The following is a 24,004-nucleotide window of genomic DNA, read 5'->3' on the forward strand; positions in this document are numbered from 1 at the left end:
GCCTGCAAGTTTAGTGTATAAGACCGAAAATACCAATTCAGGTATATTTAATATCCTTATCATTCCTTTAAGAAATATTCCCTGCGAAACACCGTTCTTTGTACTGTTCCACTTCTACCAACTCAACATTTCACACACTTAAATTAATTGTATGACGCAGCCTGCGGCAGGCCGTGGCAATGATATTGCCGGCTACGACTCCTTTTCCGGTAGCAAGGGAAACAACCCGTTTTTATGGTGGTGTGCCGGAGCGCATGCCCCTACACTGGAACAATTTCCGACCGAACATCCCAAATATAATACCCTGGGCGGGGTGTTGCTGGCCACATTTGCCCTCGCAGCCCTCTCGTCGGGTTATGCCTTTTATACCATTTTTGGCAGCCTGGGATGGGCAGCGGGATTTGCGGTCTTATGGGGACTGATCATTTTCAATTTTGACCGCTTCATGGTGGCAACGATCAGGAAATATGGCATTTCTGCCGGAAGGCAATGGCGGATGGCCCTGCCCCGGATCATACTGGCCGTTATGATCGGCATCACCATTGCAAGGCCGCTTGAACTTAAACTATTCGAAAAAGAGATCAACCTGAAAGTGGCGGAAAACCTGCAGGAAAAGATCAGGGTCTATAACGGGCAGCAGGACACCATTCACGAGGCCAAGGTTGCTGCAGTGCTGGCAGAAAGGAACCTCCTGGCCGGCCGCCGTAAAGCCATGGAAGACACCCTGCTGAAATTACAGCAGTCCTATGTACAGGAGGCAGACGGAACCGGCGGTTCAGGCAAGAGGGGAGTGGAAAGCATTACTCTCCTGAAACAGGGAGCCTACCGGCAAACGGCAGAACAGTACCAACAGAATTTTCATATTCTTGATTCCACCCTGGGAGCTCATGAAAGCTTTTTGTCTGCAGCCACAACCGAACTGAAAAAAGACAAGGAAGATTTTGCAAAAGCGGCTTTTGAAAATGTCGGATTCCTGGAAAGGAACAAGGCCCTGCACAACCTGTCAGAGGAAGAATCAAGTGTTTTCCTGGCCACCTTCCTGATCAGCCTGCTCATCATCATCATAGAAACGGCCCCTGTTATAGCAAAACTCCTGCTGCCGGTAGGGCCATATGATATAGCCCTGGCAAAACAGGAGTTGGTTCCCATGGCGGGCATCGAACGCAGCCTTATAGCGGAACAGGAAAAAGCAAGGATGTCGGCGGTTTAATACCCCCTTTGCCACTGCGAATATTCATGATCGTTATACCTCGCCATCCTTACATATTTTACATCAAGGTACAGCCGGCCATCGCGACCCAGCCAATAGTGCATTCCGGCGGAATTGCGGTAGTAGTAACGATTATGTCCGTAACGCATGATCGGCAGGTTGCGGGTTTGGATAATGATCAGGGGATAACCGGCATCACGGTGATACTTTTTGCGTTTTTTATGGCTCTGTTTGTGTTTACAGCCATAATCACAATCATGGTCATGCCTGTCATAACGGTCATCATGGTCATAGCGGTCATCATGGTCATAACGACCACCCCTGTCGCGATGATCATCAATAATTACAACTTCCCTTTGCGGATAAGGAGGATAATAACCGCGTGGCTGAGCATAGGAAACTTCAGTTCCGGTTGCGAGGATTGCGGTGAAAATTACCGCTGGTAAAATTTTAAACATAGGGATCAACTTTGGTTATACATTAGTTGACTGAAACAATTACTCACAGTTTAAACCTACTGCCGCATGAAGTTGCTATTTAGCCTATTATTAACAGTTTTTGCCCTTCCGGGCATCGCACAGCAAACTAATGAAGAAAATGCCATCAGGGCAACCATCGACCGCCTGTTTACGGGTATGCGTACCAGTGATACAGCGATGCTGGCATCAACCTTTTCCCCCACAGCAGTGATGCAAACCATCGTTCAGAAAAACGACGGCGTAACAGTGGTAAGGACCGAAACCGTAATTGATTTTGTGAACGCTGTAGGCAAGCCCAGGACCGAAATACTGGACGAAAGAATCAGCTATGGTGCCATTCACATCGACGGTACACTGGCTGCCGTCTGGACACCTTATGAATTTTATGTGGGCACAAAATTCAGCCATTGCGGGGTGAATTCTTTCCAGCTGGTAAAACTCAACGGTGACTGGAAGATCCAGTACATCATCGATACCAGGAGGAAAGAATCCTGTAAGGGCAATTGATTATTTTGCCGAAAGCTTGTACTTCCTGTTAACTTTTGGATTGTTGAAGTATTCGTTCAGTTCTTCTTCGCTCAAGCCACCGGTATCCACCATCGGAACATCGATCAGTTGAGTTTGAACCTGCTTCAGGTCACTTCGCAATTTGGCAAGTTTGGTCAGTACTTCGGCATCCCTTTCCCCAACCAGGGAATTCTCTGAAACGCTGTACTCCAGGCGTTTGATGCTGGCACGAACCTGTGAAGCCGCATTGGACTCGTAGGTTTTATTGGGAGCGGCAGCTTCTTTTACCGGAACAATGGCAACGCCCACACTCGGCATTATCTTTCCCAGGTTTTTATCGCTGGTAGCTGTGCTGGTTGACAAAACAGTGCCGCTAAGTGCCGCTACACCTGAGGAGATATCAAAAGTTGAGCGGGAAGTCTTTGTCCTGCGCACTTTTTTATCCAGTTCCTTAAAGGTAAATTTCAACTGCAGAATATACCTTTCAATTTCCTTCACCACCCTGGCATGTTCATTCTTCCGGAATGGATAATTGACAGCATCCCTGATGGTTACTTTTATTACTGCCGTATCGCGGTTGTGGAATTTATCTGAACCCACGAACATGACACTGATGGTCTTTGACTTTTCACGGTCTGTTTCCTTTACAAAATCGTATGGTATGGCCCAGTTGAAAATATCGTCGCATTTTTTTACCGGGTCATAACCTTTTATGGATGCATCCACCAGGGTAATGATTTCATCAATCGGGAAACTGCCTCTTTCACACTGGATCGGAATACTCAGCGTATCGCCTTCATCCATGGTCAGGTTAGCACTGACACCCGGTTTCAGTTTTGAAAGGATGATCTCCGTGTTATAGAAAAGCAGGGTAATGAAAGTGTCAACCCTTTCCTGGGGGTTCCCCAGGTTTTGCACACCGAGGAATACCTTATATTCCTGGTCATATTTCAGCCTGCCCGACATGAAATAGGATTTTTCCGCTTTGAAACTCAATCTCCCATCGTCCTTGTTAATCTTGAGTCCCACCGGCGCATTACGCAGGTACCAGAAATACCTGGCAGAGTCACGGTTGATATCCAGCTTATAATTAATGGATGAATCAACATGCAGGGTTATATACGGTGTCAGGTTTATGATCCTGAGGGCAGTATCAATAAGTACCGGTGGAATTGTATCTGTTGGTTTCGCCAGGGTATCGGTAACAACCATCTTGACAGTTGTGTCAACCTGGGCAGACACAGAGCCGTAACCAAAAATAACCAGGATACTTATCAAAAAAATCCGAAAACGAATTGTCGACATTCTCTGAAAGTTTTGTGGAAGCTGAAAAGTGTGGCAATATTAGGTTATTTTCTACAAACGCCTGTTTAACACTTTGTTACAATACATACAAAAAAAACCCCGGGGTAAACACACCGGGGTATAACCAAAACCAACTGCTTATGAGAAAAAATTATTGAATCGTAATGGCCCTGGGCTCCTGCTTTACCTCAGCTTTTTTAGGCAGGTAGAGCTTCAGCAGGCCATTTTCATATTTTGCCTGGATGTTTTCCGCATTGATTTTTTCATCCAGTGAAAAGCTTCTTTTAAAAGAACTGTATTTGAACTCCTTTCTGATAATTTTCAGGTCTTCGGATTTATTCTCTTCCTTGTGTTCATAGGAAATCGTCAGCAGGTCATTTTCCACTGAAATCCTGAAATCTTCCTTAATACGACCGGGCGCATTTAATTCAAGATGGTAACCATCGGCTGTTTCCACAATATTTACCGGAACAGACTGAACTGCAGGAACCCCTTCCTTATTGCGGAAGGCAGGCAAATCCTGGAATAATTCATCCAGCAGGCTACCAAAAGGACGGGCGGGTTGTTGTACTTTCAAGAATGTCATAGCTATTTTTTTTATTGTGTAATGATTAATCGTTTGAGGATTATTATTCAAACCATATACCACCTGGTTTATGCTGCCATCTTGTAAGATTTTACCGGACAAACAAACCGAATTAATGCCATTATAGCATACCAATACCTTTAATAGGCGCCATTTTGACATATTCGAACCATTCCGCCTGCTTTATTGTTTTTCCAGTAGTTTTGCAACTCTTAAAAACAATACAATGTATCCAGCAGAGATAGTAATGCCCATGAAAGAGGAGTTAACCGAACATGGTTTTATCGAACTCCTGACCCCTGAAGCAGTAGATAACCAGATGAAGCAGCAGGGAACAACCCTGGTGGTGGTTAACTCTGTGTGCGGCTGTTCAGCCGGTACCTGTCGCCCGGGTGTACTGATGGCGGTTACCAACAGCGCGAAGAAACCCGATTACCTGGCAACCAGTTTTGCAGGTTTTGACATTGATGCAGTAAGGAAATTAAGGGAATACCTGCTTCCTTACCCGCCGTCTTCCCCGTCTATCGCGCTTTTCAAGGATGGACAACTGGTTCATTTCATTGAACGTCACCAGATCGAAGGCCGTTCGGCACAGATGATCGCGCACAACCTGATTGCAGCGTTTGAACATTATTGTTAACAGGCTGATCCTATCAGATATTCTTTTTAAAAAATAGCCCCTTCCGTAGCGAAGGGGTTATTTTTTAATGGTATGCAATCTTATTTCTTATCATTGCGCATTATTTTGGTTTACATTTTAATCAGACTACATGTATCCTAATCTATATTATGCATTTAAGGACCTGTTCGGTGTTGAAATACCCGGACTGCGTTTTGTTAACTCGTTTGGTTTTTTTGTAGCCCTGGCTTTCCTCGCGGCTGCATGGGTCCTTACAATGGAACTGAGAAGGAAAAGCCAGCAGGGACTGCTGCAATACGTGGAAACCAAAATAACCATTGGCCAGCCGGCCAGTGCGGGCGAACTCCTTACCAATTTTATCCTGGGCTTCCTGCTGGGTTATAAAATCATCGGGGCATTTGTAATCGGTCCGGCTGACCCACAGGAATTCATTTTCTCTTCCCAGGGTTCCTGGCCGGCAGGGATATTTACAGGGCTGTTATTTGCCGGATTGAAATGGTGGGAAAAGAACAAACAGAAACTGGCCAAACCGGAGGAAAGAACTATCAGGATCTGGCCCCAGGACAGGGTGGGGGACATTGTGGTATTTGCCGCCATCTTTGGTTTTGCCGGAGCCAAGATCTTCCATAACCTGGAAAACTGGAATGAGTTTGTGGCTGATCCGATAGGCGCCCTGCTTTCCTTCAGCGGACTGACTTTTTATGGTGGATTAATCTGTGCAGCCATCGCTATTGGCTGGTATGCCCGCAAACACAAGATCGGATTACGCCATCTGTGTGATTCTGCCGCACCGGCCCTGATGCTCTCCTATGCAATAGGCAGGATCGGCTGCCATGTGTCAGGAGACGGCGACTGGGGAATTGTAAACGACAAACCCAATCCATATTCCTGGCTACCAGACTGGATCTGGGCTTACCAATATCCGCATAATGTTATCAATGCCGGTGTGCCGATTCCCGGTTGCGAAGGCAATTACTGCAACCAGCTTCCCCTGGCGGTTTACCCAACAGCATTTTACGAAACCCTGATGTGCCTGGCCTTATTCGGGCTGCTCTGGTTCTTCCGGAAAAAAATCCATATTCCGGGTCGCATTTTTGCCCTCTACCTGGTGGTAAACGGAATCGAACGCTTTTTCATCGAAAAAATCCGGGTGAATACCAAGTACGATATTTTCGGTTTCCATCCTACGCAGGCTGAATTGATTTCTTCCGCCATGGTAATCGGGGGTATCCTGCTCTGGGTCTGGCTGGGAAAATACGCGCTGAAAAAACCCGGAAAGGCAATCAAATAAATCTTTCTCCCCAATTGTATCCGCGAAAGCCTGTGTCAGCACACAGGCTTTCTGCATTTTCTAGGGGTTAGCCTTCCTCATTTCTTATTAAGTGGTGCCCCCATACAGTTAGTCATAAATGATTACGCTGATGTAAAAAATACGCCTGCTCCGTTCTTCCGGCATATTAACCACTCATCCGAAAATATGCCGTTTTTGTAACCAATGCCTGGCTTCTCCGTCACATTACCATCATTGCATTTGCCGAAAATCAATCCTAATAACCATTCGGCACAAAACAATGTACATTGCATTACATAGTACCTACCTTTGACCTGTAATAAACCTTAAACGGTACCAAACTAATTAAAGAACCTTAGTTATGAAAAAGACACTCGCTTTACTGACACTCGCTTTAACCACCTTATCCCTGGTGAGTCAGGCCCAAACCAAAACAGTTTCCCTCAGGGGAAATGTTACGGATGGAGCAAGCAAACCAGCTGAAGCAGTTACCGTTAGCCTGCTGCACGCCAAAGATTCCTCTGTGGCCAAAATCCAGTCTACTGACAGGTCCGGGAAATACAGTTTCCTGGATCTGTCTGCAGGCAAATACCTGATCATGGTATCGGCAGTGGGCCATGAGAAATCCTATTCCGCCCACATTTCACTGGATGGCGACAAACCTGAGGTGGAAGTTCCGGCCATGCATCTGGTTACCGCCGGCAAGGAACTCGGTGCAGTTACCGTTACCTATCGTAAGCCATTTATCGAACAGAGGATTGATAAAACAGTGTTGAATGTGGATGCTGCTGTGACCAACGTTGGCGCCACTGCACTGGAAGTGCTGGAAAAAGCACCCGGGGTAATGGTTGACAAGGATGGTAATATCAGCCTGAAAGGGAAACAAAGTGTAATGGTAATGATGGATGGCCGTCCCACCTACCTGACCGGTGAACAGCTGGCCAGCCTGCTGAAATCCATGCCCGCCAGTAATATTGAACAGATAGAACTGGTAACCAATCCCTCCGCCAAATACGATGCATCAGGCAATTCCGGCATCATCAATATCAAGACCAAAAAGAACAAGCAGAAAGGTTTCAACGGAAACCTGGCACTTAACTACGGCCAGGGGGCTTACTGGAAAACCAATAACAGCCTGAACCTGAACCTGCGTACCGGCAAATTCAATTTTTTCGCCAATGGCGGATACAGCATCTGGAATACATACCAGGTACTGGATATCAAACGCAATTACAGGGATGCCGGCACCAAGGAACTGACTGCCATATTTGAGCAAAGCTCATTCATGAAAAATGACAACAGGAATTACAATATGAAGTTTGGTGCGGACTATTATCTTTCGAAAAAAACCACCCTCGGTATAGTTGGCAGCGGTAATTTTTCACCTGAAAAGTGGACCAACCGGAACACCAGCTATATGATGGATCCTCATTCTGTAACAGACTCTATGGTGCTGGCTGACGGTTATAGTGAGGACCTTTGGAAAAACAAAAGCATCAACCTGAATTTCCGTCACCAGTTTGATTCAACCGGCAGAGAACTTACCGCAGATGCCGATTTTATCACCTATGGTTCCAACAGCAAGCAAAGATTTACCAATACCAACCTCGACGCTGACCAGACCCCGAAATATACCGAGCAACTTCGAGGCAGCATTCCGATTGATATCGATATTTATTCTGCCAAACTGGATTATACCCAGCCCCTGAAAAAAGGTGCCAAAATGGAAGCGGGATTAAAGACCAGTTTCGTAAATACCAATAATACAGCTGACTATTCCAACCTGGGAAATAACGGCTGGGAAAATGATTACGATAAATCCAACCAGTTCCAGTATAAAGAGAACATTGTTGCAGGTTACCTGAATTACAGTACACAAATAAAGAAATTCGGTATCCAGGCCGGATTGAGGTATGAGCATACCCGTTACGAAGGCAAGCAATTCGGCAATCCGACCAAACCCGATTCATCTTTCAGCCGCAACTACGGAAGCATCTTCCCTACACTCTTCGTGAGTTATAAGGCAAATGAGAAGAATCAGCTGGCAGTTTCCTATGGCAGAAGGATCGACCGTCCGGCCTACCAGGACCTCAACCCATTCATGTTCTTCATCGACAAGTACACTTATGTTCGTGGTAACCCTTACCTGCAACCGCAGTTCACCCACAATATTGAACTGACCCACACTTTCAAAAATTTCCTGACTACCACCCTGAACTATAGTTATACAAAGGATTATTTCAGTGAAACATTCTCACAGGGCAATCCGCAGTACAATGAACCGGAATATGCCACCATTGTACGCCAGGGAAATATTGGTTCCCGTCAGAACGCCGGTATGTCCATAAGTGCACAGGTGCCGGTTCAGAAGTGGTGGACAGCCATTCTTTACAGTAACTATAATTACAATGAATACAGCGGAACCCTGAACAATGAGGAAATAAAAGTATCTGCCGGAACCCTTATGTTCAATGTAAACAACCAGTTCAAATTCAACAAAGGCTGGAGCGCAGAACTGAGTGGCTGGTACCGCAGCAAAGGTGTGGAAGGACAGATACTTATCAACCCCATGGGTGCAGCATCAGCAGGCATTTCCAAACAAATCCTGAAAACCAAAGGAGCTTTGAAACTAAACATCCGTGATATGTTCTATACACAGAAGGTAAGCGGTAGCATGAATTTCCAGACCACGGAAGCAAGTTTCAACAACCGTCGTGATTCAAGAGTGGTAAACCTGTCGTTTACCTACCGTTTTGGCAAACCCATCAAAGGAGCACAGCCCAGAAGAAAAATCGGTGGTGCAGGCGATGAGCAGAACCGCGTAAAGATGGGCGGCAACAACTAAAGAAAGAAGTAAACGATTGAAGAAATCACCTTCATCATATTTTCCATTGATCATTAAACCTTTCCTTTTCAAACAGCCAGTTACAACGGCCTGTCCCGATTCAGGGCAGGTCGTTTAACAAATCTTTTACGCACAAGATAAGTTCAATACGTATTCTTTCGTACTTGATTTTGACCGCCTGAAACAATTCGCTTTTCACCTACCCGAAGCTTGTGGAATTTTACATTCATAAACCTTACAACCTTTCCTGATGAAAAATATTTACACCTTGTTCTTTCTGCTAATAGCAACCACCAGCGTGGTTTTTGCGCAATCAGCAGGTATTCTGAAAGGACAGCTTTCAGATTCAAAGGGAGCCGCCATTGAAGCTGCTACCATCTCTGTATTAAATGCAGCAGATAAAAAACTGGTGAAGATTACCACCTCCGATAAGGAGGGTAAATTTGAACTCAACAACCTGGCGGACGGCGAATACCTGGTGCAGATTTCTGCCATGGGATTCAACACCTTCAACAGTGCAGTTCAAACCATAAAAGCAGGTCAGGAAACCATCCTGGGAACCCTGAAGCTGGAACCGGCAAGTGCCGATCTTAAAGCAGTTACAGTTACAGCAAGGAAGGCTATGGTGGAAGTGAAGGCCGATAAAACAGTTGTAAATGTGGATGCTTTCATTTCCAATGCGGGTGGTACCGCCCTGGAAGTGCTGGAAAAATCCCCTGGCATTTCAGTTGACCGGGATGGGAATATCAGCCTGAAAGGCAAGCAGGGCGTTATTGTGCTGATAGATGGCAAGCAGACTTACCTGGGAGGCCAGGACCTGGCAAACTACCTGCGTAACACCCCCTCCAACCAGTTGGAAACAGTGGAGATCATGACCCAGCCTTCCGCCAAATTTGACGCCTCCGGAAACAGCGGTATTATTAATATCCGTACCAAAAAAGGCAGGCAGAACGGCTTTAACGGATCCGTAAACCTGGGTTATATCCAGGGCGTTTATCCCAAGTCCTCCAACAGCCTCAACCTGAACTATAAAAAGGATAAGATCTCTGTTTTCAGTACCCTGAGTTATTCTTATTGGCAGGGATTCAACTCCCTCAACCTGGACCGTAAATTCAGGGTTAAGGACAGCGATGACCTTTCGGCGGTCTTCGACCAGAAAACAGATGGTGGCTTCAACAGCACAAATGCCGGCCTGAGGGTTGGAGCAGACTACCAGATCGATAAAAACACTTCTTTGGGTGTGCAGGTGAATGGCACTTATAACCCGCGTAATTTCATGGCAGACAGCCGGGCAGATATTTATGATGGGAAGGGACTGCTTGATTCATCCAACCGTGCGTTTAGCGAGAACACCGACAAGTGGAAAAACTATGGCGCAAACCTGAACTTCCGCAAAAAGCTTGATACCACCGGACGGGAAATATCTGCTGACCTGGATTATATCTGGTACGGTTCGAAGGCAAAACAAACATCAGACAACTATACTTTTTACCAGCCGGGTAACATCCTGACAGATTCATTCCTCCTGAAAGGGGACCTTCCTTCCGATATCAGGATATACAGTGCCAAGGTCGATTATGTACATCCTTTGGGAAAGGCCGGCAAAATTGAGGCCGGTGTAAAAAGCAGTTATGTAAAAACAGATAATGATGCCCGTTATACCACCTGGGATGCCGACAGCAAAACCTGGGAAATAGACCAAAGCCGCAGCAACCATTTCCTTTACGAGGAAAATATCAACGCGGTATATGTAAACTACAACCGGGAATTCAAAAAATGGTCCCTGCAGACAGGACTGCGAATGGAGCATACCAACGCTAAGGGTAAGCAGCTATCAAACAACGAAAGCTTCAAGCGTGATTATGTGCAGTTATTTCCAACCGCATTTGCCAGCTATAAACTGAACGACAAAAACCAGTTGAACGCTTCCTACGGAAGAAGGATAGAAAGACCCAATTATAAGGACATGAACCCGTTCCAGTATTTCCTGGACCAGTATACCTACCAGGCGGGTAACCCTTATCTCCAGCCGCAGTTCAGTCACAACATAGAATTTTCGCACAATTACAAAGGCGTATTGAATACCACACTGAACTATACCATGACCACCGACATCATTAATGATATCCTGAAACAGAACGACTCCACCAAAGTCACTTTCCAGACAAAGGAGAACATTGCAAAAAGAAGGAATATCGGTCTTGCCATCAGTTACAACCAGCCACTGACCAAGTGGTGGACAGTGTCAGTATTCGGCAATATATTCCACAACCAGTTTGAAGGCATGGTCAATAACCTGCCCCTGGATGCAGGTTTCACTTCCTTCATGGGCAACATTAACAACCAGTTCAAATTCGGAAAATCATGGGGTGGCGAAATCAGCGGCTTTTACCGGAGTAAAGCCCAGGAAGCCGGCATCCTGATCGCAAAACCGATGGGGATGTTTTCGTTCGGCCTCTCCAAACAGGTGCTGAAAACAAAGGGTACAATCAAACTGTCTGTGAGCGATCCCTTCAGGCTCATGAAATTCAGGGGTGAGACAGTATTCGGTCCGATTGATACCAAGATCAATGCACAATGGGACAACAGGAGGGTGGCCCTGAATTTCTCCTACCGTTTTGGCAAACTGCAGAACGGTGGTCCCCAGCGCAGGAAATCCGGCAGTGCAACAGATGAACAAAACCGTGTCGGCAGCGGCAACCAGCAATAATTTTTCTCTATGAGTGTTAGTTTAAGGTTCAGACGTCCTGTTTCTACAGGACGTTTTTCTATTTTTGCCGGGTAAAACTTTATTATGCCATCATTTGATATCGTCAGCAAGGTTGATATCCAGACACTGGACAACGCTATTAATACTGTGAAAAAGGAAATCACCAACCGTTTTGATTTCAAGGATTCACACGTCCAGATTGAACTGAATAAAAAGGATTATACCGTTACCCTGGAAGTGGAAAGTGATATGAAACTAAACCAGGTGACCGATGTTATGATCAGCCGCACCATCAAGCAGGGGCTGGATGCCAATATCTATGATTTTGAGGCAAAAGAGGCTTACCAGAGCGGTAAACTCTGGAAAAAGGAAATACCGGTCCGCAATGGCCTGAAACAGGAGGATGCCAAAAAGATCGTGAAACTCATTAAAGACTCGGGACTGAAAGTGCAGCCGGCCATAATGGATGATATCGTAAGGGTAACTGCCAAGAAAATTGACGACCTTCAGGCGGTGATCCAGGCCAGCAAAACCTGGGGACTGAATTTCCCCCTGCAGTATATAAATATGAAAAGCTGATTATCAGCCGATTGCGCCGGAAAGCTTTTTTTCATATTCCTTGGGAAATCCACAGGAATACGCTAATTTTGCACTTCCATAAAATTAAAAACAGTACGGCAAAATCCGTACGGCCTTAAAAATAGCAGTTATGAAACAAGGTATCCATCCGCAGAATTATCGCTTCGTAGTGTTCAAGGACATGAGTAATGGTTTTTCTTTCCTGAGCAAATCTACCGCCAACACAAAAGAAACCATTCAGTGGGAAGACGGTAACGAGTATCCGCTGATCAAGCTGGAAATCTCCAACACTTCGCATCCTTTCTTTACTGGTAAGAATGTTATGCTGGATACAGCAGGACGTATCGACAAGTTCAAAAAGAAATACGCAAAGAAATAAGAAAAAAAGCCGGCACCAGCCGGCCTTTTTTTTGGGTCACAGAGAAATTTCTCTATCACCCAAATTCTCTACCTTTATTTCATGCAATGCATTATTTTTTCTGAAGAATATTGTCGCCCTGAAAACCTTTTCCCTTTCACCCTGACAAGGCGCATGCAGGATATCAGGATCGGTATTCTGACCATCCGGGAAAAATGGGAAAAGATACTGAACCTTCCATCCTTCGACAGGTGGGAGGGCGATTATAAGGAAAGTGACCGTTCCCTGGTCATTGATTCTGGCATTGAGGAGGGTAATTACCTGCTCGTACATGCGAACATTATCCCAACTGATTCACTGATTGCGGCGGTAAAAAAACTTCAGAAAGGCGAATTGCTGGTGCATCCGGATGCCGGAGCCATAGCCATGCATTTCACCAAAGAGGAAGTTACCGGGCTGCATAAGATTAAAGTTCATAATACCCTCGCATTTGAAGAGGATATTTTTTGTGTGAACAATCCCTGGGACCTTTTCAAACTCAATGACCTCGCCCTGAGACTGGATTTTGAACTGATGACCCGGGGTCGCAGGTCTGCCCCCATCAGTGCCACCAACCGAATCACCAATCCCGAACAGGTATTCCTGGAAGAAGGTGCAGAAATGGAACATTGCATCATCAATGCTGCTATGGGTCCGGTTTATATTGGAAAAGACGCCCAGCTAATGGAAGGCTGCTGCATTAGGGGACCATTGTCAGTTGGAGAAAATTCTGTTATAAAAATGGGTGCAAAAATATACGGCGCCACCACCATCGGACCCTATTGCCTGGCCGGTGGTGAAATCAAGAACAGCATCCTGATGGGTTATTCGCACAAGGCCCATGATGGTTACCTGGGAGATGCCATCATTGGCGAATGGTGCAATCTGGGAGCAGGCACATCTGCATCCAATATTAAAAACAATGCCGGCCAGGTAATGGTCTATCACCCTGCCAGTGAAGGCGGCCGTGGATTGGCCGGAATGAAATGCGGTCTGATAATGGGCGATTACAGCAGGTCTGCCATAAACACTTCCTTCAATACGGGATCCGTTGTAGGGGTTTCCTGCAGTGTATTCGGCAATGGACTCCTGCCAAAATATATTCCCAATTTTTCATGGGGGGCTGAAGGTGTACGCAAATATGAGTTTGATAAGTCCTTAAGGGATATCAGAAACTGGAAAGCACTGAAAGGCATGGACCTGGAGCCAAGGGAAGAGAATATTCTGAAATATATTTACGATAATTTTTAAACCAATACCAATCGAATGAGAAAGCAAATTGCAGCGGCGAACTGGAAAATGAATCTGACCTACCAGCAGGGTGAAAAACTCCTGAATGATATCCTGAAAGCCAAACTGCAACCGGAAGGACATCAGCAAGTAATCTTTACCGTACCTTTTCCGTACCTGATCATGGCCAGCAGTGAAGTTGCCAACGAACCCAACTTTGCCGTTGCTGCCCAAAACTGCTATCATAAAAAATCTGGTGCATTTACTGGTGAAGTTTCAGTTGAAATGCTTCAATCCATCGGAATCCGTTACTGTGTGATCGGGCACAGCGAAAGAAGGGAATATTTCGGGGAAACCAATGAACAGCTGGCAGAGAAAACCAATCTCCTGCTGGAGCACAATATCCAGCCGATCTTCTGTTGTGGGGAGCCGCTTGCCATACGGGAAGCCGGCACACAAAATGACTATGTGGAAAGCCAGATTGCAGCTTCCCTTTTCCATCTTTCTCCCGAGCAGCTCGAAAAAGTGATCATTGCGTATGAACCCATCTGGGCCATCGGAACAGGAAAGACCGCAACAGCAGCACAGGCACAGGAAATGCATGCACATATCAGGGGTGTGATTGCGGCCAGATACGGTTCTGCCATTGCAGCCAATATATCAATCCTATATGGCGGAAGTGTAAAAGGCGCCAACGCCAGCGAAATATTTGCCGGTGAAGATGTGGATGGTGGCCTGGTTGGAGGAGCTTCACTTATTGCAGATGATTTCATTGCCATTATCAAGGCACTTAAATAATTGATTATGCAAAGAGCGGATGTATTACAACCATTATCAAGACAGCATAAAGCCGCATTAATGACCTGTTTGCTGATCCGGAAAGGGATCAGCAAACAGGCATCCGTTGCAGTAATGACCGATTTTTTTCTGCAATGCTGGGAGAAGGACCTTGCCCCCCATTTCAAGGAGGAGGAAGAACAAATCATACCCCTCCTGCAAAAACACGAAGCAGGGAAACCCCTTGCAGATACTATCCTGCGGGATCACGACCTCATCAGAACTGCCATCACCCACCTTAGCCAGGCCCATGTAAATGAGCGCCTGCTGGAAGACCTGGCTGATCAGCTTGAACAGCATGTACGGTATGAAGAACGCATCGTTTTTCAATCAATGCAGGAATTCATTCCTGCACAACAACTTCTACAACTGAAAATTCACGAAGACGACCACCAGCCTGTTTGTAATCTTTATTCCAACCATTTCTGGGAATAGGCCTACGGCCATAATATATTTGTACCATGCCGGAAAAAGAACAGGTACTTATAATCAAAACATCGGCCATTGGTGATGTAGTCCGAACAACCGCTGTCCTGAACGCATTTCCGGATGCAGTAATCACCTGGCTGACAAATGAAAACTGCTTCCCTTTATTTGAAGCTGACAATGGCGGTAATATAAATATTCAAAATATTAACGCAGTTCCTGGTAGTGTACTCACCGGGAATTATAATCTTGTACTGTCACTGGAAGAAGATAAATGCTGTGCTGAACTGGCTGGCACAATACGAACTAAAAAATTCACCGGTGTCTACTGGGATGGCAGTTTGAACTATACCGAAGATGCAGCGCCCTGGTTTGACATGAGCCTCATCAGCAAATACGGTAAGGAATATGCGAACAGGCTGAAAATGGCAAACCAAAAAACTTACCAGGAGTTCCTTTTCGGCATGATCGGGAAACCCTTTACAGGACAGCCATACAAGATATTCCAGCCACCAGCCGAACGCAACATTAACAGAATCGGTATAGAATCTGCTGCCGGAAACCGCTGGCCCAATAAGCGATGGGCCGGTTATAAAAATCTGGCGGATATGCTGGCAGCATCAGGTTTTGAGATCATGTTCTTTGAAAGGAAGGATCATTTACGGCAATATATGGCCGAAATTGCCTCATGTGGAATCATTGTTTCTGGCGATACCCTCGCCATGCATCTCGCACTTGGTTTCCGGCTTCCTGTCGTTTCAATTTTCAACTGCACGAGCCCCGCAGAAATTTATGACTACAACCTGCTCAGAAAGATTGTTAACCCAAGGCTGAATGACTTCTTTTATGCAACAACATCCAACCCGGACCTTATTTCACTGATTCCGGCGGACCAGGTTTTCCAGGAAGTTATTAAAAGCTGGCAGCACTGGTACCGGTACGCCCCTCAAACAAAGGATACTGCTTCGTCCTGACCTTTTCTATGGTAAACAACCGGCTGGCCCTTTCCGCTTCGGTTGCCCATTTCCGGTAGAGACCCGGGGTTTCAAGGATCAGTTTCAGTTCATACACGAGATTTTCCAGGGAATTATAGGAAATGCCTGCTGACCGCAGTTCATGCTGCACACAGAGCGTTTCAGGGTAAATGAACGGTTTGGCATGTTTGATGATATCAAAGATGTTTCCCGAGGATTTTGTTATGCCATAAATTTCAGGAATGTCGCCACAAATCCTCGTATCCACCACCGAAGGAATCCATAAGAAATGAGCCCGGTCAAGTTCTTCATCGAAAATATGCTGGTCAACGATTCCGGTATCGAACCAGCGAAGCCGACCGGAACCGATACTGCGGCACCTGGCCCTGATTGCAATCGCATCATCCTCCTTCCCACCACCCAGCAGGGTGAAATTTAGCGGAAGACCCGCTGTCATTTCATGGAGTCTGAAAACCTGTTCATAATCCCGGCGTTTACTGTCGAGGCTGCCGGGAATTACGATTTCTAAGCCTTGCCCCACGGGTACAAAGCGCCCTGGCTTTTCGTAAACCGCCCCCGGAACAGTAAACACCCTTTTGCCTTTTCCCGCAAGGGCCGCCAATGCAGGCTTTACGGTTTCAGAAACTGTATTGAAAGCACTTATGCAACGGGTAAGCCATTTCTTCCCAAGATACCGCGCAAACCGGCGGGGTTCAAGGGAGAACTTTTCATGAAACAGGCAGTTCACATCATGAACTGTGAGCACCGATTCAACCCCTTTGAGTTTTGCCAGCATGCGGGCATAAAAAATATGGTGCTTTGATACGGTATTAAGATATAGCAGGCTAACCTGGTTTTCCTGCACCGTCCGGCCTATGCGCCGGCAGAAACTGTGGGTAGATTCATTTTCCTGCTGGATGATCCATTCAAACCGGTTCGCATCCTCACCAAAAAGGTCCAGCAGGCGGTGATACACCGTTTTGTTCACAAAAAGAAACAAACGGTTCCTACCCGTATCAAATAACCTGATCACCGGGTATACCCCTTCGAAATGTTCCATTTCCTGGATGCCTACATTCATTGCAATACTTACTTTTACCCGGACAATAATACAGATGAAAAATAAGGCGGTACTACCAGGCGGGCATAAATATTTTTTGGAAGCCTATAAAGGAATTCGTTTTCAACATGGCGGAGTGGGTAATTCTGATGTGGAAAAAATTCTCCTGGAGGAGGGGTACCAGCCAATCCGTTTTCCCGAAGGCAGGCGTTTCTGGATTACTTTCAAACGGTTTCAGGCCATGAACAGGTGGCTTCGATGCATCCCGGATGGGGCTGAAATCGTCTGCCAGTTTCCCGTTTATCCCAGGATGTACCGGTTGATGATGAATAAATTGTCGGGGCGCAATATCCGGCTGGTCATACTCATTGCAGATATTGACGGACTTAAAACCGGCAATAAGGAAATGCTGGAGGAGGAGATCAAACTACTTAAAACGGCGAAGAATTTCATCGTACATAATTCCAATATGGAAGCCTGGCTGCGACAATATATTCCCGCTGCCAATGCCAGCCAGTTGGGGCCATTTGATTTTTTAGCCGCACCGGCCTCAGCCAACAGAACAAAAAGCAGGGAGATCTGTTTTGCTGGAAACCTGGCTAAGAGTGGTTTCCTTGAACATCTTGCGGGCATACCCGGTTTGAATTTCCACCTCTACGGAAAAGGGATCACCAGCGATATGCTGTCCCAGGATAATTGCCGGTATCATGGCATATTTGAACCCGCTGTCATGCCAGGCATTATAAAGGGGAGTTTTGGTTTGGTATGGGATGGTGAATCCGTTTCCGGACCCTCGGGTAGTCTTGGAGAATACATGCATTACATTTTCCACCATAAGGTTTCGCTTTATATCCTTGCGGGAATGCCCATCATTGCACCGGTTTTTGCCGGTTCCGCGGAATATATCAGGTCGGAGGGAATTGGCTGGCTGGTCAGGAGTCTGGAAGAAATTCCGGATCTGGTCAATAAAATCACCGAAGAGGAATACCGGCTGGTAATTGAAAGGATGCGCCCCCTGGCAGCGGAAATTTCAACAGGCAGGCATTTGAAAAACGCTCTGCACGATTTGGATTGAGGGGCAAGGGGTTAGGAGGGTGTTGGACCGCCCCCCTTACACTGTTCTAGTTTTTCAGTTTCGAAATCAGGTTAATATACTCCTGCTTCGCTTCATCCTGGGTTTTTCCCTTCAGGGATGACCAGGCCTCATATTTTGCCTTGGCAACAAAATCGAACATATTTGGCGCTTCACCATTCACATCCCCTTCGGTCGCCTGTTTGTACAGTGAATACAACTGAAGCAGGGTCTCGTTACTGGGGCGCTCACTTAATTCTTTGCTTTCCACTACAGCCTTTTCAAACGCTTGAAGTAAATCCATAATCCCTAAAAATTTGCGACGAAACTACTCGTTTTTAGTACAATCTCCAATATTGACCGTATGCTGCAACAGTTCTGCTTTTAATGGCCGCTTTTCGCTACTTTTGCAGACTTATTAAGAATCACCTGATGAAGAATATCCGGAATTTTTGCATTATCGCCCATATTGACCACGGAAAAAGCACCCTGGCTGACCGATTGCTGCAGAGCACCAATACCATTAGTGAGAGAGACATGATGGACCAGGTACTGGACGATATGGACCTAGAGCGGGAAAAGGGTATTACTATTAAAAGTCACGCCATCCAGATCAATTACAGGCATACTGATAACCAGGAATATATATTAAACCTGATCGATACCCCCGGCCACGTTGATTTCAGCTATGAAGTGAGTCGCGCACTGGCTGCCTGTGAAGGTGCCCTGCTGCTGGTGGATGCCACCCAGGGTATCCAGGCCCAGACCATAAGCAACCTTTACCTGGCCATTGACAACGACCTGGAGATCATTCCTGTGATCAACAAGATCGATATGGATGGAGCCATGATCGAGGAGGTGAAAGACCAGATCGTGGAACTGATTGGCTGTAAGCCGGAAGATATCCTGTTGGCGAGCGGCCGTACAGGCCTCGGAGTTGACAAGATCCTTGAAGCAATCGTAGAAAGGATTCCGGCACCCAAGGGCGACCCAACAGCCCCGCTCCAGGCCCTGATCTTCGACAGTGTGTTTAACAGTTTCCGTGGCATCATCGTTTATTACCGGATCCTGAATGGTACCATCCGGAAAGGCGACAAAGTAAAATTCGTCTCTACCGACCAGGAGTATTTCGCGGATGAGGTAGGTATCCTCAAGCTGAAGATGACCGAGAAGAAGGAAGTTTGCGCCGGTGACGTAGGCTATATCATTACCGGTATCAAAAACGCCAAAGAAGTGAAAGTGGGTGATACCATCACCCTCACCAATAACCCCACACCCGAACAAATAAGGGGATTTGAAGAAGTTAAACCTATGGTTTTCGCGGGCATCTTCCCGGTGGAAACGGATGAGTTTGAGGAACTGCGCGAATGCATGGACAAACTGCAACTGAACGATGCCTCTCTTACCTATGAACTGGAAACTTCCCAGGCCCTTGGTTTCGGTTTCCGCTGCGGATTCCTTGGAATGCTGCATATGGAGATCATCCAGGAAAGGCTGGAACGCGAATTCAACCAGACGGTAATCACCACCGTTCCCAACGTAAGCTTTATCGCCTACACCAGCAAAGGGGAAAAAGTGATTGTGAACAACCCGACTGAAATGCCCGACCCCAGCAGGATCGACCGCATTGAAGAACCATTTATCAAGGCCCAGATCATTACAAAGCCTGAATACATCGGTAATATTATGACCCTTTGCCTCGGCAAAAGAGGAATCCTGATCAACCAGAGTTACCTGACCCAAACCAGGGTGGAACTGGTATTTGAACTGCCCCTGACTGAGATCGTATTTGATTTCTATGATAAACTCAAGAGCCAGACAAGGGGATATGCTTCCTTTGATTATCATCCGATCGGTTACCGCGAAGCTGATATCGTTAAAATGGATATCCTGCTGAATGCGGAGAAAGTGGATGCCCTTAGTGCGCTGATTCACCGCAGCCGTTCCAATGATTTCGGCCGTAAGCTTTGTGAAAAACTGAAAGAACTGCTTCCCCGCCAGCAGTTCCTGATTGCCATCCAGGCAGCAGTTGGCGCCAAGATAGTGGCACGCGAAAACATCAGTGCCATGAGGAAAGACGTTACTGCCAAATGTTACGGTGGTGATATCAGCCGGAAACGTAAACTGCTGGAAAAACAGAAAGAAGGTAAAAAACGGATGCGCCAGATCGGTTCTGTAGAAGTACCCCAGGAGGCCTTCCTGGCAGTTCTGAAACTGGACGATTAGAACCAGGTTAAGCCCTCGCCTTCGCTGCCCGGATCGCATTCCAGGTACGGTGCCAGAATGCACTGCGGAAGATCACCAGTTGCATGAACACATTTGCCAGAAGGGTACCTGTCAATCCTATGGCCAATTGCACGATATGATTCGTACTGACCATTATCGAAACTTGCGCGGCAAGCATGGCTATTGGAAATACTGCCAGACAAAAAAGCATTTCGACCAATAATTTACGGGAAATCCGGAAATAGGGCCGTGAATAATAGATCGAAGCCGCCAGCACCAGCATTTCTGTTATCAGGATAGATAATGCCGCGCCAGTTGTAAAGAAGGCAGGAATCAGAACCAGGTTAAGTAAAAGAGATAACAGGCAAGCCGCAAAATATATTTTCACAAGCAATTTTTCACGGTGGTGCACAATCAACACCCTGATATTGAAAAAATCATGCAGGGGCACTACCACCCAAAGCAATGAAAATATTCTGAGCATTCCGGCAGCAGGCAGGTAAGTTTCACCCGAAACAAACCGGATGACTGGCTCCGCAAAAAAAAAGAGCATCGCGGCAATGGGAAAACTGAAGTGCATGGTCATCAGCATGCTGTCTGCCTGCAAGCCCCTGTCGACTTCTGTCCTGAAAAGTTTCACAAAAAAAACAATGGAAGCGCCAACAAAAACATTCAAACCCAGCCTCACAATTTTTGCCGCTACGGTATAATGGCCCAGGTCTGTAATCCTGCCGGTCCTTGCCAGCAGGATGGTGTCAATGGTAAAATAGATGGAACCAAGCGCCCCAAGGATGGCAAATGGCCAGAGTGCTTTCAGAAGACGGCGGAACAGGTCAGGATCCCATTTCCAGTGAGGCAGAAGGGTTCGCATGTTCCACCAGGCACTGGCCGCAATTAAAGTATAATTTGCCGCGCTGATAATGATATAATAAATGAGGTGTTCGGGCTTGCGGACAAATAAAAAGGAACTAACCAGGACGAATAGCCGAATAAAGAATGTTCTTTTAAGTATGAACCTGAATTTTTCCTGCGACTGAAAGTACCAGTCGGCATGAAACATATAAATCACCATTATGTAGGCATAGAGGAATGTAACCTGGCTATTGCCGATCTGGACTTTTTTATTGAATACATACACCAGGTAAACAAGCATGCCGGATATGGCTACCAGTGTGTTGATCAGTAACAGGTGCAAAACTGTATTGGCATTGTCTGAATCGCCTATGGCTGACTTGCTGAGCAGGCGCAGGCCATAATAGTTCACCCCGAATGCAGCCAGTACATTCACCACCAGCAGCATGGACTCGTAGAAACCTATCACTCCATATCCACCCGGGCCAAGGGTCCGGGTCATGTATGGGAATAGGATAAGGGGGAAAATAATATTGATCGCAGTATTGCTATACTGCAGCAATAGTTGCCCGTAAGGAATTTTATTGTTATTCGCCGCCACCCGGTTTTTTCGGTTTGGGTTTCTCTTTTTCCTTTGCCTTTTCTATATTCTTGCGCGAACGCTCCTCCAGTTTCTTTTCATCGATATTACCGTCCTTGTCACGCAAAGCATCCTCAGCTGGCGCATTACCCAGGTAGGGATCAACCCGCTTGAATTCATCCGGAACTTCAGTAAAGACCTTTGCCACATGCATCCATTTGCCATCCTTCCACTGAAAACCTTCAAAATCCCCATCCGGCACATAGGTTTCCGGACGATGAGGCTCGTCTGATTCCGAGATCAGGTGGTCAAATATCACCATATCCATTTCGCCATTGTAATTGAAGGTGGTACTGGCTTCCTTCTTATACTCGATAACAAAACGATTCATTACCTTCTGAGTTTTGGATGTGTCATGCCTGACTGAAAAAAAAGGTCCGCCAAAACGAGGCTCACCGGTTCTTTCATCAAAAGTCAGCACCTCCATCCATTTTCGGTTACTGCTCACTGTGAATCCGTCAAAACCTATCAGGGTATAATAATTTCTTCCCTGCCAGGTTTTCTGGATTACCTTATAATAAATGGCACCGATCCAGTTATTTCGGTTTCGAACAGAATCCTCGGGCTTTCCGGTAAACATGGAAGCATCGAAAAGCGCAAACAATTTCAAGGAGCCATCCGCTGTCCTTAGCTGAATTGCTCCCTTCTGGTAATAGAAATATTCATCCTTTTTCAGTTGCCAGGTGAATATGCGGAAACTGCTGTCTGGCGCATACAGCCTTGAAACAGACTGAAGGGAATCAAAAGGATAATCAAATGAATAGGGGAGTTTAAGCGCCCTTACAAAGCCTTTTACAAAATTGCTGTCGCTCATAAACCTTGATCCGGCGGCATTGGCATTGATCATGCTGTCTGCAAACACTTTCAGGGAATCTTCCCTGGCACGGAGCTGCTTCAGGGTTACGGCATTCAGTTTATTTTGCGCATTCAGGGTTGTACAGGTTACAGCCAGGAATAAAAGAAATAATAGTTTTTTCATATCCATATGGAAACATGAAGTTACAGTTTTCATGCCGCTCACAAAGCCCTTGCAAAATTTAACAGGTCGTTGAAGCTGTCATCGATGGCGGGGTGGGGGAGTTCCTGCAGTGGATGGGTGGTCCTGACAAACACCGTGAACATGCCGGCATTGCGTCCAAACTCCATATCGCTGAGGTTATTTCCAACTATTACGGATTTTGAAAAATCAATTTCAGGAAAATCGGCTTTTGCCCTGAATGCCATACCAGGCTGAGGTTTACGATCGGGATGTTTGTCTTCAAGTGAACTGCAGAAATAAATCGCATCCACCCCGGCGCCAACTGTAGAAAACGTTTCCTGCATATATTCATGTATGTCATGCAGATCGGCCACTGTCATCAGGCCCTTTTCGATTCCGCGCTGGTTGGTGACAATGATTATTTTACCAAAACGTTTTGCTAAAATCGACATTGCTTCCAAAACGCCGTCGTACAACACAAATTCACCGGGATTATAAATATAGTCCGCCACTTTTTCATGGTTGATCACACCATCCCTGTCCAGGAACAGTGTCCATGTTTTATCTACTACCGACCAGTCCATTATTGAAAATATTTTTCTTCCACCAACTGGCAAATGATATGTCCCACCATTATATGGCTTTCCTGGATCCTGGGTGTATCATCGGAAGGAATATTGAAGAGAAGGTCACTGGTTTCCTTCAGTTTACCACCGTGTGAACCGGTAAAACCAATAGTCTGAACACCCTTTTCCCGGGCTGATTCAAATGCCTTTACAATATTGGCTGAATTGCCGGATGTGGAGAAACCAAACAATACATCACCGCCATCCATAATACCTTCCACCAGCCGGGAATAAATATCATCATAGCTGTAATCATTGGCCACAGCGGTGAGATAGGATGTATTGCAATGCAGTGCCTCTGCGGGCAGGGCCTGGCGATTCTTGTAGAACCTGCCGCTGAATTCGGCGGCAAGGTGTTGCGCATCAGCAGCACTACCGCCATTTCCACAGAAATAGATCCTTTTCCCGTTCTGGAATGCACTGGTAACCAGATCAACCGCTGCGGCAATTCTTTCCAGCATGGCAGCATCCGCCAACAACATTTGCTTCACATCTATGGATGCCCTGATGATAGTACTGATCTTCTCCTGCAT

General features: G+C 46.2%; 23 protein-coding genes. 14 read left to right on the forward strand and 9 right to left on the reverse strand.

Annotation, left to right across the window (positions count from 1 at the left end; all coding sequences use genetic code 11):
• The first annotated feature begins 151 nt into the window (after positions 1-151).
• Positions 152-1,210: a DUF4407 domain-containing protein gene (locus BC349_RS00405; protein WP_187254773.1), complete on the forward strand. Its 1,059-nt coding sequence runs from the start codon at positions 152-154 to the stop codon at positions 1,208-1,210.
• Here BC349_RS00405 and BC349_RS00410 read toward each other — a convergent pair.
• Positions 1,207-1,668 (reverse strand): hypothetical protein, encoded by a 462-nt coding sequence (locus tag BC349_RS00410; protein ID WP_187254774.1) that lies wholly within the window; start codon positions 1,666-1,668, stop codon positions 1,207-1,209. The genes BC349_RS00405 and BC349_RS00410 overlap by 4 nt on opposite strands.
• Positions 1,669-1,734: 66 nt before the next feature.
• Between BC349_RS00410 and BC349_RS00415 the strand changes: the two genes are divergently transcribed.
• Positions 1,735-2,196, forward strand: coding sequence for a nuclear transport factor 2 family protein (locus BC349_RS00415; protein WP_187254775.1), 462 nt, complete (start codon positions 1,735-1,737; stop codon positions 2,194-2,196).
• On the opposite strand, the gene BC349_RS00420 is transcribed toward BC349_RS00415, so the two are convergent.
• The gene (locus tag BC349_RS00420; protein WP_187254776.1) at positions 2,197-3,501 is read right to left on the reverse strand and encodes a hypothetical protein; all 1,305 of its coding nucleotides are present in this window, start codon (positions 3,499-3,501) and stop codon (positions 2,197-2,199) included.
• 151 nt (positions 3,502-3,652) lie between these two features.
• The gene (locus BC349_RS00425) at positions 3,653-4,087 is read right to left on the reverse strand and encodes an Hsp20/alpha crystallin family protein (protein WP_187254777.1); all 435 of its coding nucleotides are present in this window, start codon (positions 4,085-4,087) and stop codon (positions 3,653-3,655) included.
• Positions 4,088-4,313: 226 nt separating this feature from the next.
• Between BC349_RS00425 and BC349_RS00430 the strand changes: the two genes are divergently transcribed.
• The 10 genes from BC349_RS00430 (at position 4,314) to BC349_RS00475 (ending at position 16,016) form a co-directional block, all read left to right on the forward strand.
• Positions 4,314-4,727: a BrxA/BrxB family bacilliredoxin gene (locus BC349_RS00430; RefSeq protein WP_187254778.1), complete on the forward strand. Its 414-nt coding sequence runs from the start codon at positions 4,314-4,316 to the stop codon at positions 4,725-4,727.
• 130 nt (positions 4,728-4,857) lie between these two features.
• Positions 4,858-6,018 (forward strand): prolipoprotein diacylglyceryl transferase, encoded by a 1,161-nt coding sequence (locus tag BC349_RS00435; RefSeq protein WP_187254779.1) that lies wholly within the window; start codon positions 4,858-4,860, stop codon positions 6,016-6,018.
• Between the two features lie 361 nt (positions 6,019-6,379).
• The gene (locus tag BC349_RS00440; RefSeq protein ID WP_187254780.1) at positions 6,380-8,863 is read left to right on the forward strand and encodes an outer membrane beta-barrel protein; all 2,484 of its coding nucleotides are present in this window, start codon (positions 6,380-6,382) and stop codon (positions 8,861-8,863) included.
• A 250-nt stretch (positions 8,864-9,113) separates the two neighbouring features.
• Entirely contained in the window at positions 9,114-11,573 is a 2,460-nt protein-coding gene (locus tag BC349_RS00445) for a TonB-dependent receptor domain-containing protein (RefSeq protein WP_187254781.1), read from the forward strand.
• A gap of 84 nt (positions 11,574-11,657) precedes the next feature.
• Positions 11,658-12,152, forward strand: a complete 495-nt coding sequence (locus tag BC349_RS00450; RefSeq protein ID WP_187254782.1) for a YajQ family cyclic di-GMP-binding protein — start codon at positions 11,658-11,660, stop codon at positions 12,150-12,152.
• A gap of 130 nt (positions 12,153-12,282) precedes the next feature.
• Positions 12,283-12,531 carry a type B 50S ribosomal protein L31 gene (locus tag BC349_RS00455; protein WP_187254783.1) on the forward strand — a complete coding sequence of 83 codons (249 nt, stop codon included), beginning with the start codon at positions 12,283-12,285 and terminating at the stop codon, positions 12,529-12,531.
• An 81-nt stretch (positions 12,532-12,612) separates the two neighbouring features.
• On the forward strand, positions 12,613-13,800 hold the full coding sequence (locus BC349_RS00460; RefSeq protein WP_187254784.1) for a putative sugar nucleotidyl transferase: 1,188 nt from the start codon (positions 12,613-12,615) through the stop codon (positions 13,798-13,800).
• A 15-nt stretch (positions 13,801-13,815) separates the two neighbouring features.
• On the forward strand, positions 13,816-14,577 hold the full coding sequence (gene tpiA, locus BC349_RS00465; protein ID WP_187254785.1) for a triose-phosphate isomerase: 762 nt from the start codon (positions 13,816-13,818) through the stop codon (positions 14,575-14,577).
• Between the two features lie 6 nt (positions 14,578-14,583).
• Positions 14,584-15,051 (forward strand): hemerythrin domain-containing protein, encoded by a 468-nt coding sequence (locus tag BC349_RS00470; RefSeq protein ID WP_187254786.1) that lies wholly within the window; start codon positions 14,584-14,586, stop codon positions 15,049-15,051.
• Between the two features lie 26 nt (positions 15,052-15,077).
• Positions 15,078-16,016 (forward strand): glycosyltransferase family 9 protein, encoded by a 939-nt coding sequence (locus BC349_RS00475; protein ID WP_187254787.1) that lies wholly within the window; start codon positions 15,078-15,080, stop codon positions 16,014-16,016.
• Here BC349_RS00475 and BC349_RS00480 read toward each other — a convergent pair.
• Positions 15,955-17,097: a glycosyltransferase family protein gene (locus BC349_RS00480; protein ID WP_187254788.1), complete on the reverse strand. Its 1,143-nt coding sequence runs from the start codon at positions 17,095-17,097 to the stop codon at positions 15,955-15,957. The two genes, BC349_RS00475 and BC349_RS00480, sit on opposite strands and share 62 nt — an antisense overlap.
• A gap of 34 nt (positions 17,098-17,131) precedes the next feature.
• Here BC349_RS00480 and BC349_RS00485 point away from each other — a divergent pair, with 34 nt between their 5' ends.
• Positions 17,132-18,151, forward strand: a complete 1,020-nt coding sequence (locus BC349_RS00485) for a glycosyltransferase (RefSeq protein WP_187254789.1) — start codon at positions 17,132-17,134, stop codon at positions 18,149-18,151.
• Between the two features lie 46 nt (positions 18,152-18,197).
• Here BC349_RS00485 and BC349_RS00490 read toward each other — a convergent pair whose 3' ends face one another.
• Positions 18,198-18,452: an acyl-CoA-binding protein gene (locus tag BC349_RS00490; RefSeq protein ID WP_187254790.1), complete on the reverse strand. Its 255-nt coding sequence runs from the start codon at positions 18,450-18,452 to the stop codon at positions 18,198-18,200.
• Between the two features lie 128 nt (positions 18,453-18,580).
• Here BC349_RS00490 and lepA point away from each other — a divergent pair, with 128 nt between their 5' ends.
• Positions 18,581-20,374, forward strand: a complete 1,794-nt coding sequence (gene lepA / locus BC349_RS00495) for a translation elongation factor 4 (protein ID WP_187254791.1) — start codon at positions 18,581-18,583, stop codon at positions 20,372-20,374.
• Between the two features lie 7 nt (positions 20,375-20,381).
• Here the strand turns inward: lepA and BC349_RS00500 are convergent, their stop codons facing one another.
• Genes BC349_RS00500 through BC349_RS00515 form a run of 4 tightly spaced genes read right to left on the reverse strand, consistent with a single transcriptional unit; the run spans position 20,382 to position 24,004 of the window.
• Positions 20,382-21,827, reverse strand: coding sequence for an oligosaccharide flippase family protein (locus BC349_RS00500; protein WP_187254792.1), 1,446 nt, complete (start codon positions 21,825-21,827; stop codon positions 20,382-20,384).
• The gene (locus BC349_RS00505; RefSeq protein WP_187254793.1) at positions 21,814-22,845 is read right to left on the reverse strand and encodes a hypothetical protein; all 1,032 of its coding nucleotides are present in this window, start codon (positions 22,843-22,845) and stop codon (positions 21,814-21,816) included. The genes BC349_RS00500 and BC349_RS00505 overlap by 14 nt, the downstream gene beginning before the upstream one ends.
• A 38-nt stretch (positions 22,846-22,883) precedes the next feature.
• Positions 22,884-23,429: a D-glycero-alpha-D-manno-heptose-1,7-bisphosphate 7-phosphatase gene (locus tag BC349_RS00510; RefSeq protein ID WP_187254794.1), complete on the reverse strand. Its 546-nt coding sequence runs from the start codon at positions 23,427-23,429 to the stop codon at positions 22,884-22,886.
• Complete coding sequence (locus tag BC349_RS00515) at positions 23,429-24,004, reverse strand: D-sedoheptulose-7-phosphate isomerase (protein WP_187254795.1); 576 nt, start codon at positions 24,002-24,004, stop codon at positions 23,429-23,431. The genes BC349_RS00510 and BC349_RS00515 overlap by 1 nt, the downstream gene beginning before the upstream one ends.

Source organism: Flavihumibacter stibioxidans (assembly GCF_014332695.1).
Lineage (GTDB): Bacteria > Bacteroidota > Bacteroidia > Chitinophagales > Chitinophagaceae > Flavihumibacter > Flavihumibacter stibioxidans.

Bases quoted from the DNA above. Each gene is read 5' to 3' on its own strand.
- BC349_RS00460 (WP_187254784.1), top strand. From the start codon at position 12,613: ATGCAATGCATTATTTTTTCTGAAGAATATTGTCGCCCTGAAAACCTT.
- BC349_RS00455 (WP_187254783.1), top strand. From the start codon at position 12,283: ATGAAACAAGGTATCCATCCGCAGAATTATCGCTTCGTAGTGTTCAAG.
- BC349_RS00450 (WP_187254782.1), top strand. From the start codon at position 11,658: ATGCCATCATTTGATATCGTCAGCAAGGTTGATATCCAGACACTGGAC.
- BC349_RS00415 (WP_187254775.1), top strand. From the start codon at position 1,735: ATGAAGTTGCTATTTAGCCTATTATTAACAGTTTTTGCCCTTCCGGGC.
- BC349_RS00515 (WP_187254795.1), bottom strand. From the start codon at position 24,004: ATGCAGGAGAAGATCAGTACTATCATCAGGGCATCCATAGATGTGAAG.
- BC349_RS00490 (WP_187254790.1), bottom strand. From the start codon at position 18,452: ATGGATTTACTTCAAGCGTTTGAAAAGGCTGTAGTGGAAAGCAAAGAA.
- BC349_RS00505 (WP_187254793.1), bottom strand. From the start codon at position 22,845: ATGAAAAAACTATTATTTCTTTTATTCCTGGCTGTAACCTGTACAACC.
- BC349_RS00425 (WP_187254777.1), bottom strand. From the start codon at position 4,087: ATGACATTCTTGAAAGTACAACAACCCGCCCGTCCTTTTGGTAGCCTG.
- BC349_RS00420 (WP_187254776.1), bottom strand. From the start codon at position 3,501: ATGTCGACAATTCGTTTTCGGATTTTTTTGATAAGTATCCTGGTTATT.
- BC349_RS00435 (WP_187254779.1), top strand. From the start codon at position 4,858: ATGTATCCTAATCTATATTATGCATTTAAGGACCTGTTCGGTGTTGAA.
- BC349_RS00470 (WP_187254786.1), top strand. From the start codon at position 14,584: ATGCAAAGAGCGGATGTATTACAACCATTATCAAGACAGCATAAAGCC.
- tpiA (WP_187254785.1), top strand. From the start codon at position 13,816: ATGAGAAAGCAAATTGCAGCGGCGAACTGGAAAATGAATCTGACCTAC.
- BC349_RS00445 (WP_187254781.1), top strand. From the start codon at position 9,114: ATGAAAAATATTTACACCTTGTTCTTTCTGCTAATAGCAACCACCAGC.
- BC349_RS00510 (WP_187254794.1), bottom strand. From the start codon at position 23,429: ATGGACTGGTCGGTAGTAGATAAAACATGGACACTGTTCCTGGACAGG.
- BC349_RS00480 (WP_187254788.1), bottom strand. From the start codon at position 17,097: ATGAATGTAGGCATCCAGGAAATGGAACATTTCGAAGGGGTATACCCG.
- lepA (WP_187254791.1), top strand. From the start codon at position 18,581: ATGAAGAATATCCGGAATTTTTGCATTATCGCCCATATTGACCACGGA.
- BC349_RS00475 (WP_187254787.1), top strand. From the start codon at position 15,078: ATGCCGGAAAAAGAACAGGTACTTATAATCAAAACATCGGCCATTGGT.
- BC349_RS00405 (WP_187254773.1), top strand. From the start codon at position 152: ATGACGCAGCCTGCGGCAGGCCGTGGCAATGATATTGCCGGCTACGAC.
- BC349_RS00430 (WP_187254778.1), top strand. From the start codon at position 4,314: ATGTATCCAGCAGAGATAGTAATGCCCATGAAAGAGGAGTTAACCGAA.
- BC349_RS00485 (WP_187254789.1), top strand. From the start codon at position 17,132: ATGAAAAATAAGGCGGTACTACCAGGCGGGCATAAATATTTTTTGGAA.
- BC349_RS00410 (WP_187254774.1), bottom strand. From the start codon at position 1,668: ATGTTTAAAATTTTACCAGCGGTAATTTTCACCGCAATCCTCGCAACC.
- BC349_RS00440 (WP_187254780.1), top strand. From the start codon at position 6,380: ATGAAAAAGACACTCGCTTTACTGACACTCGCTTTAACCACCTTATCC.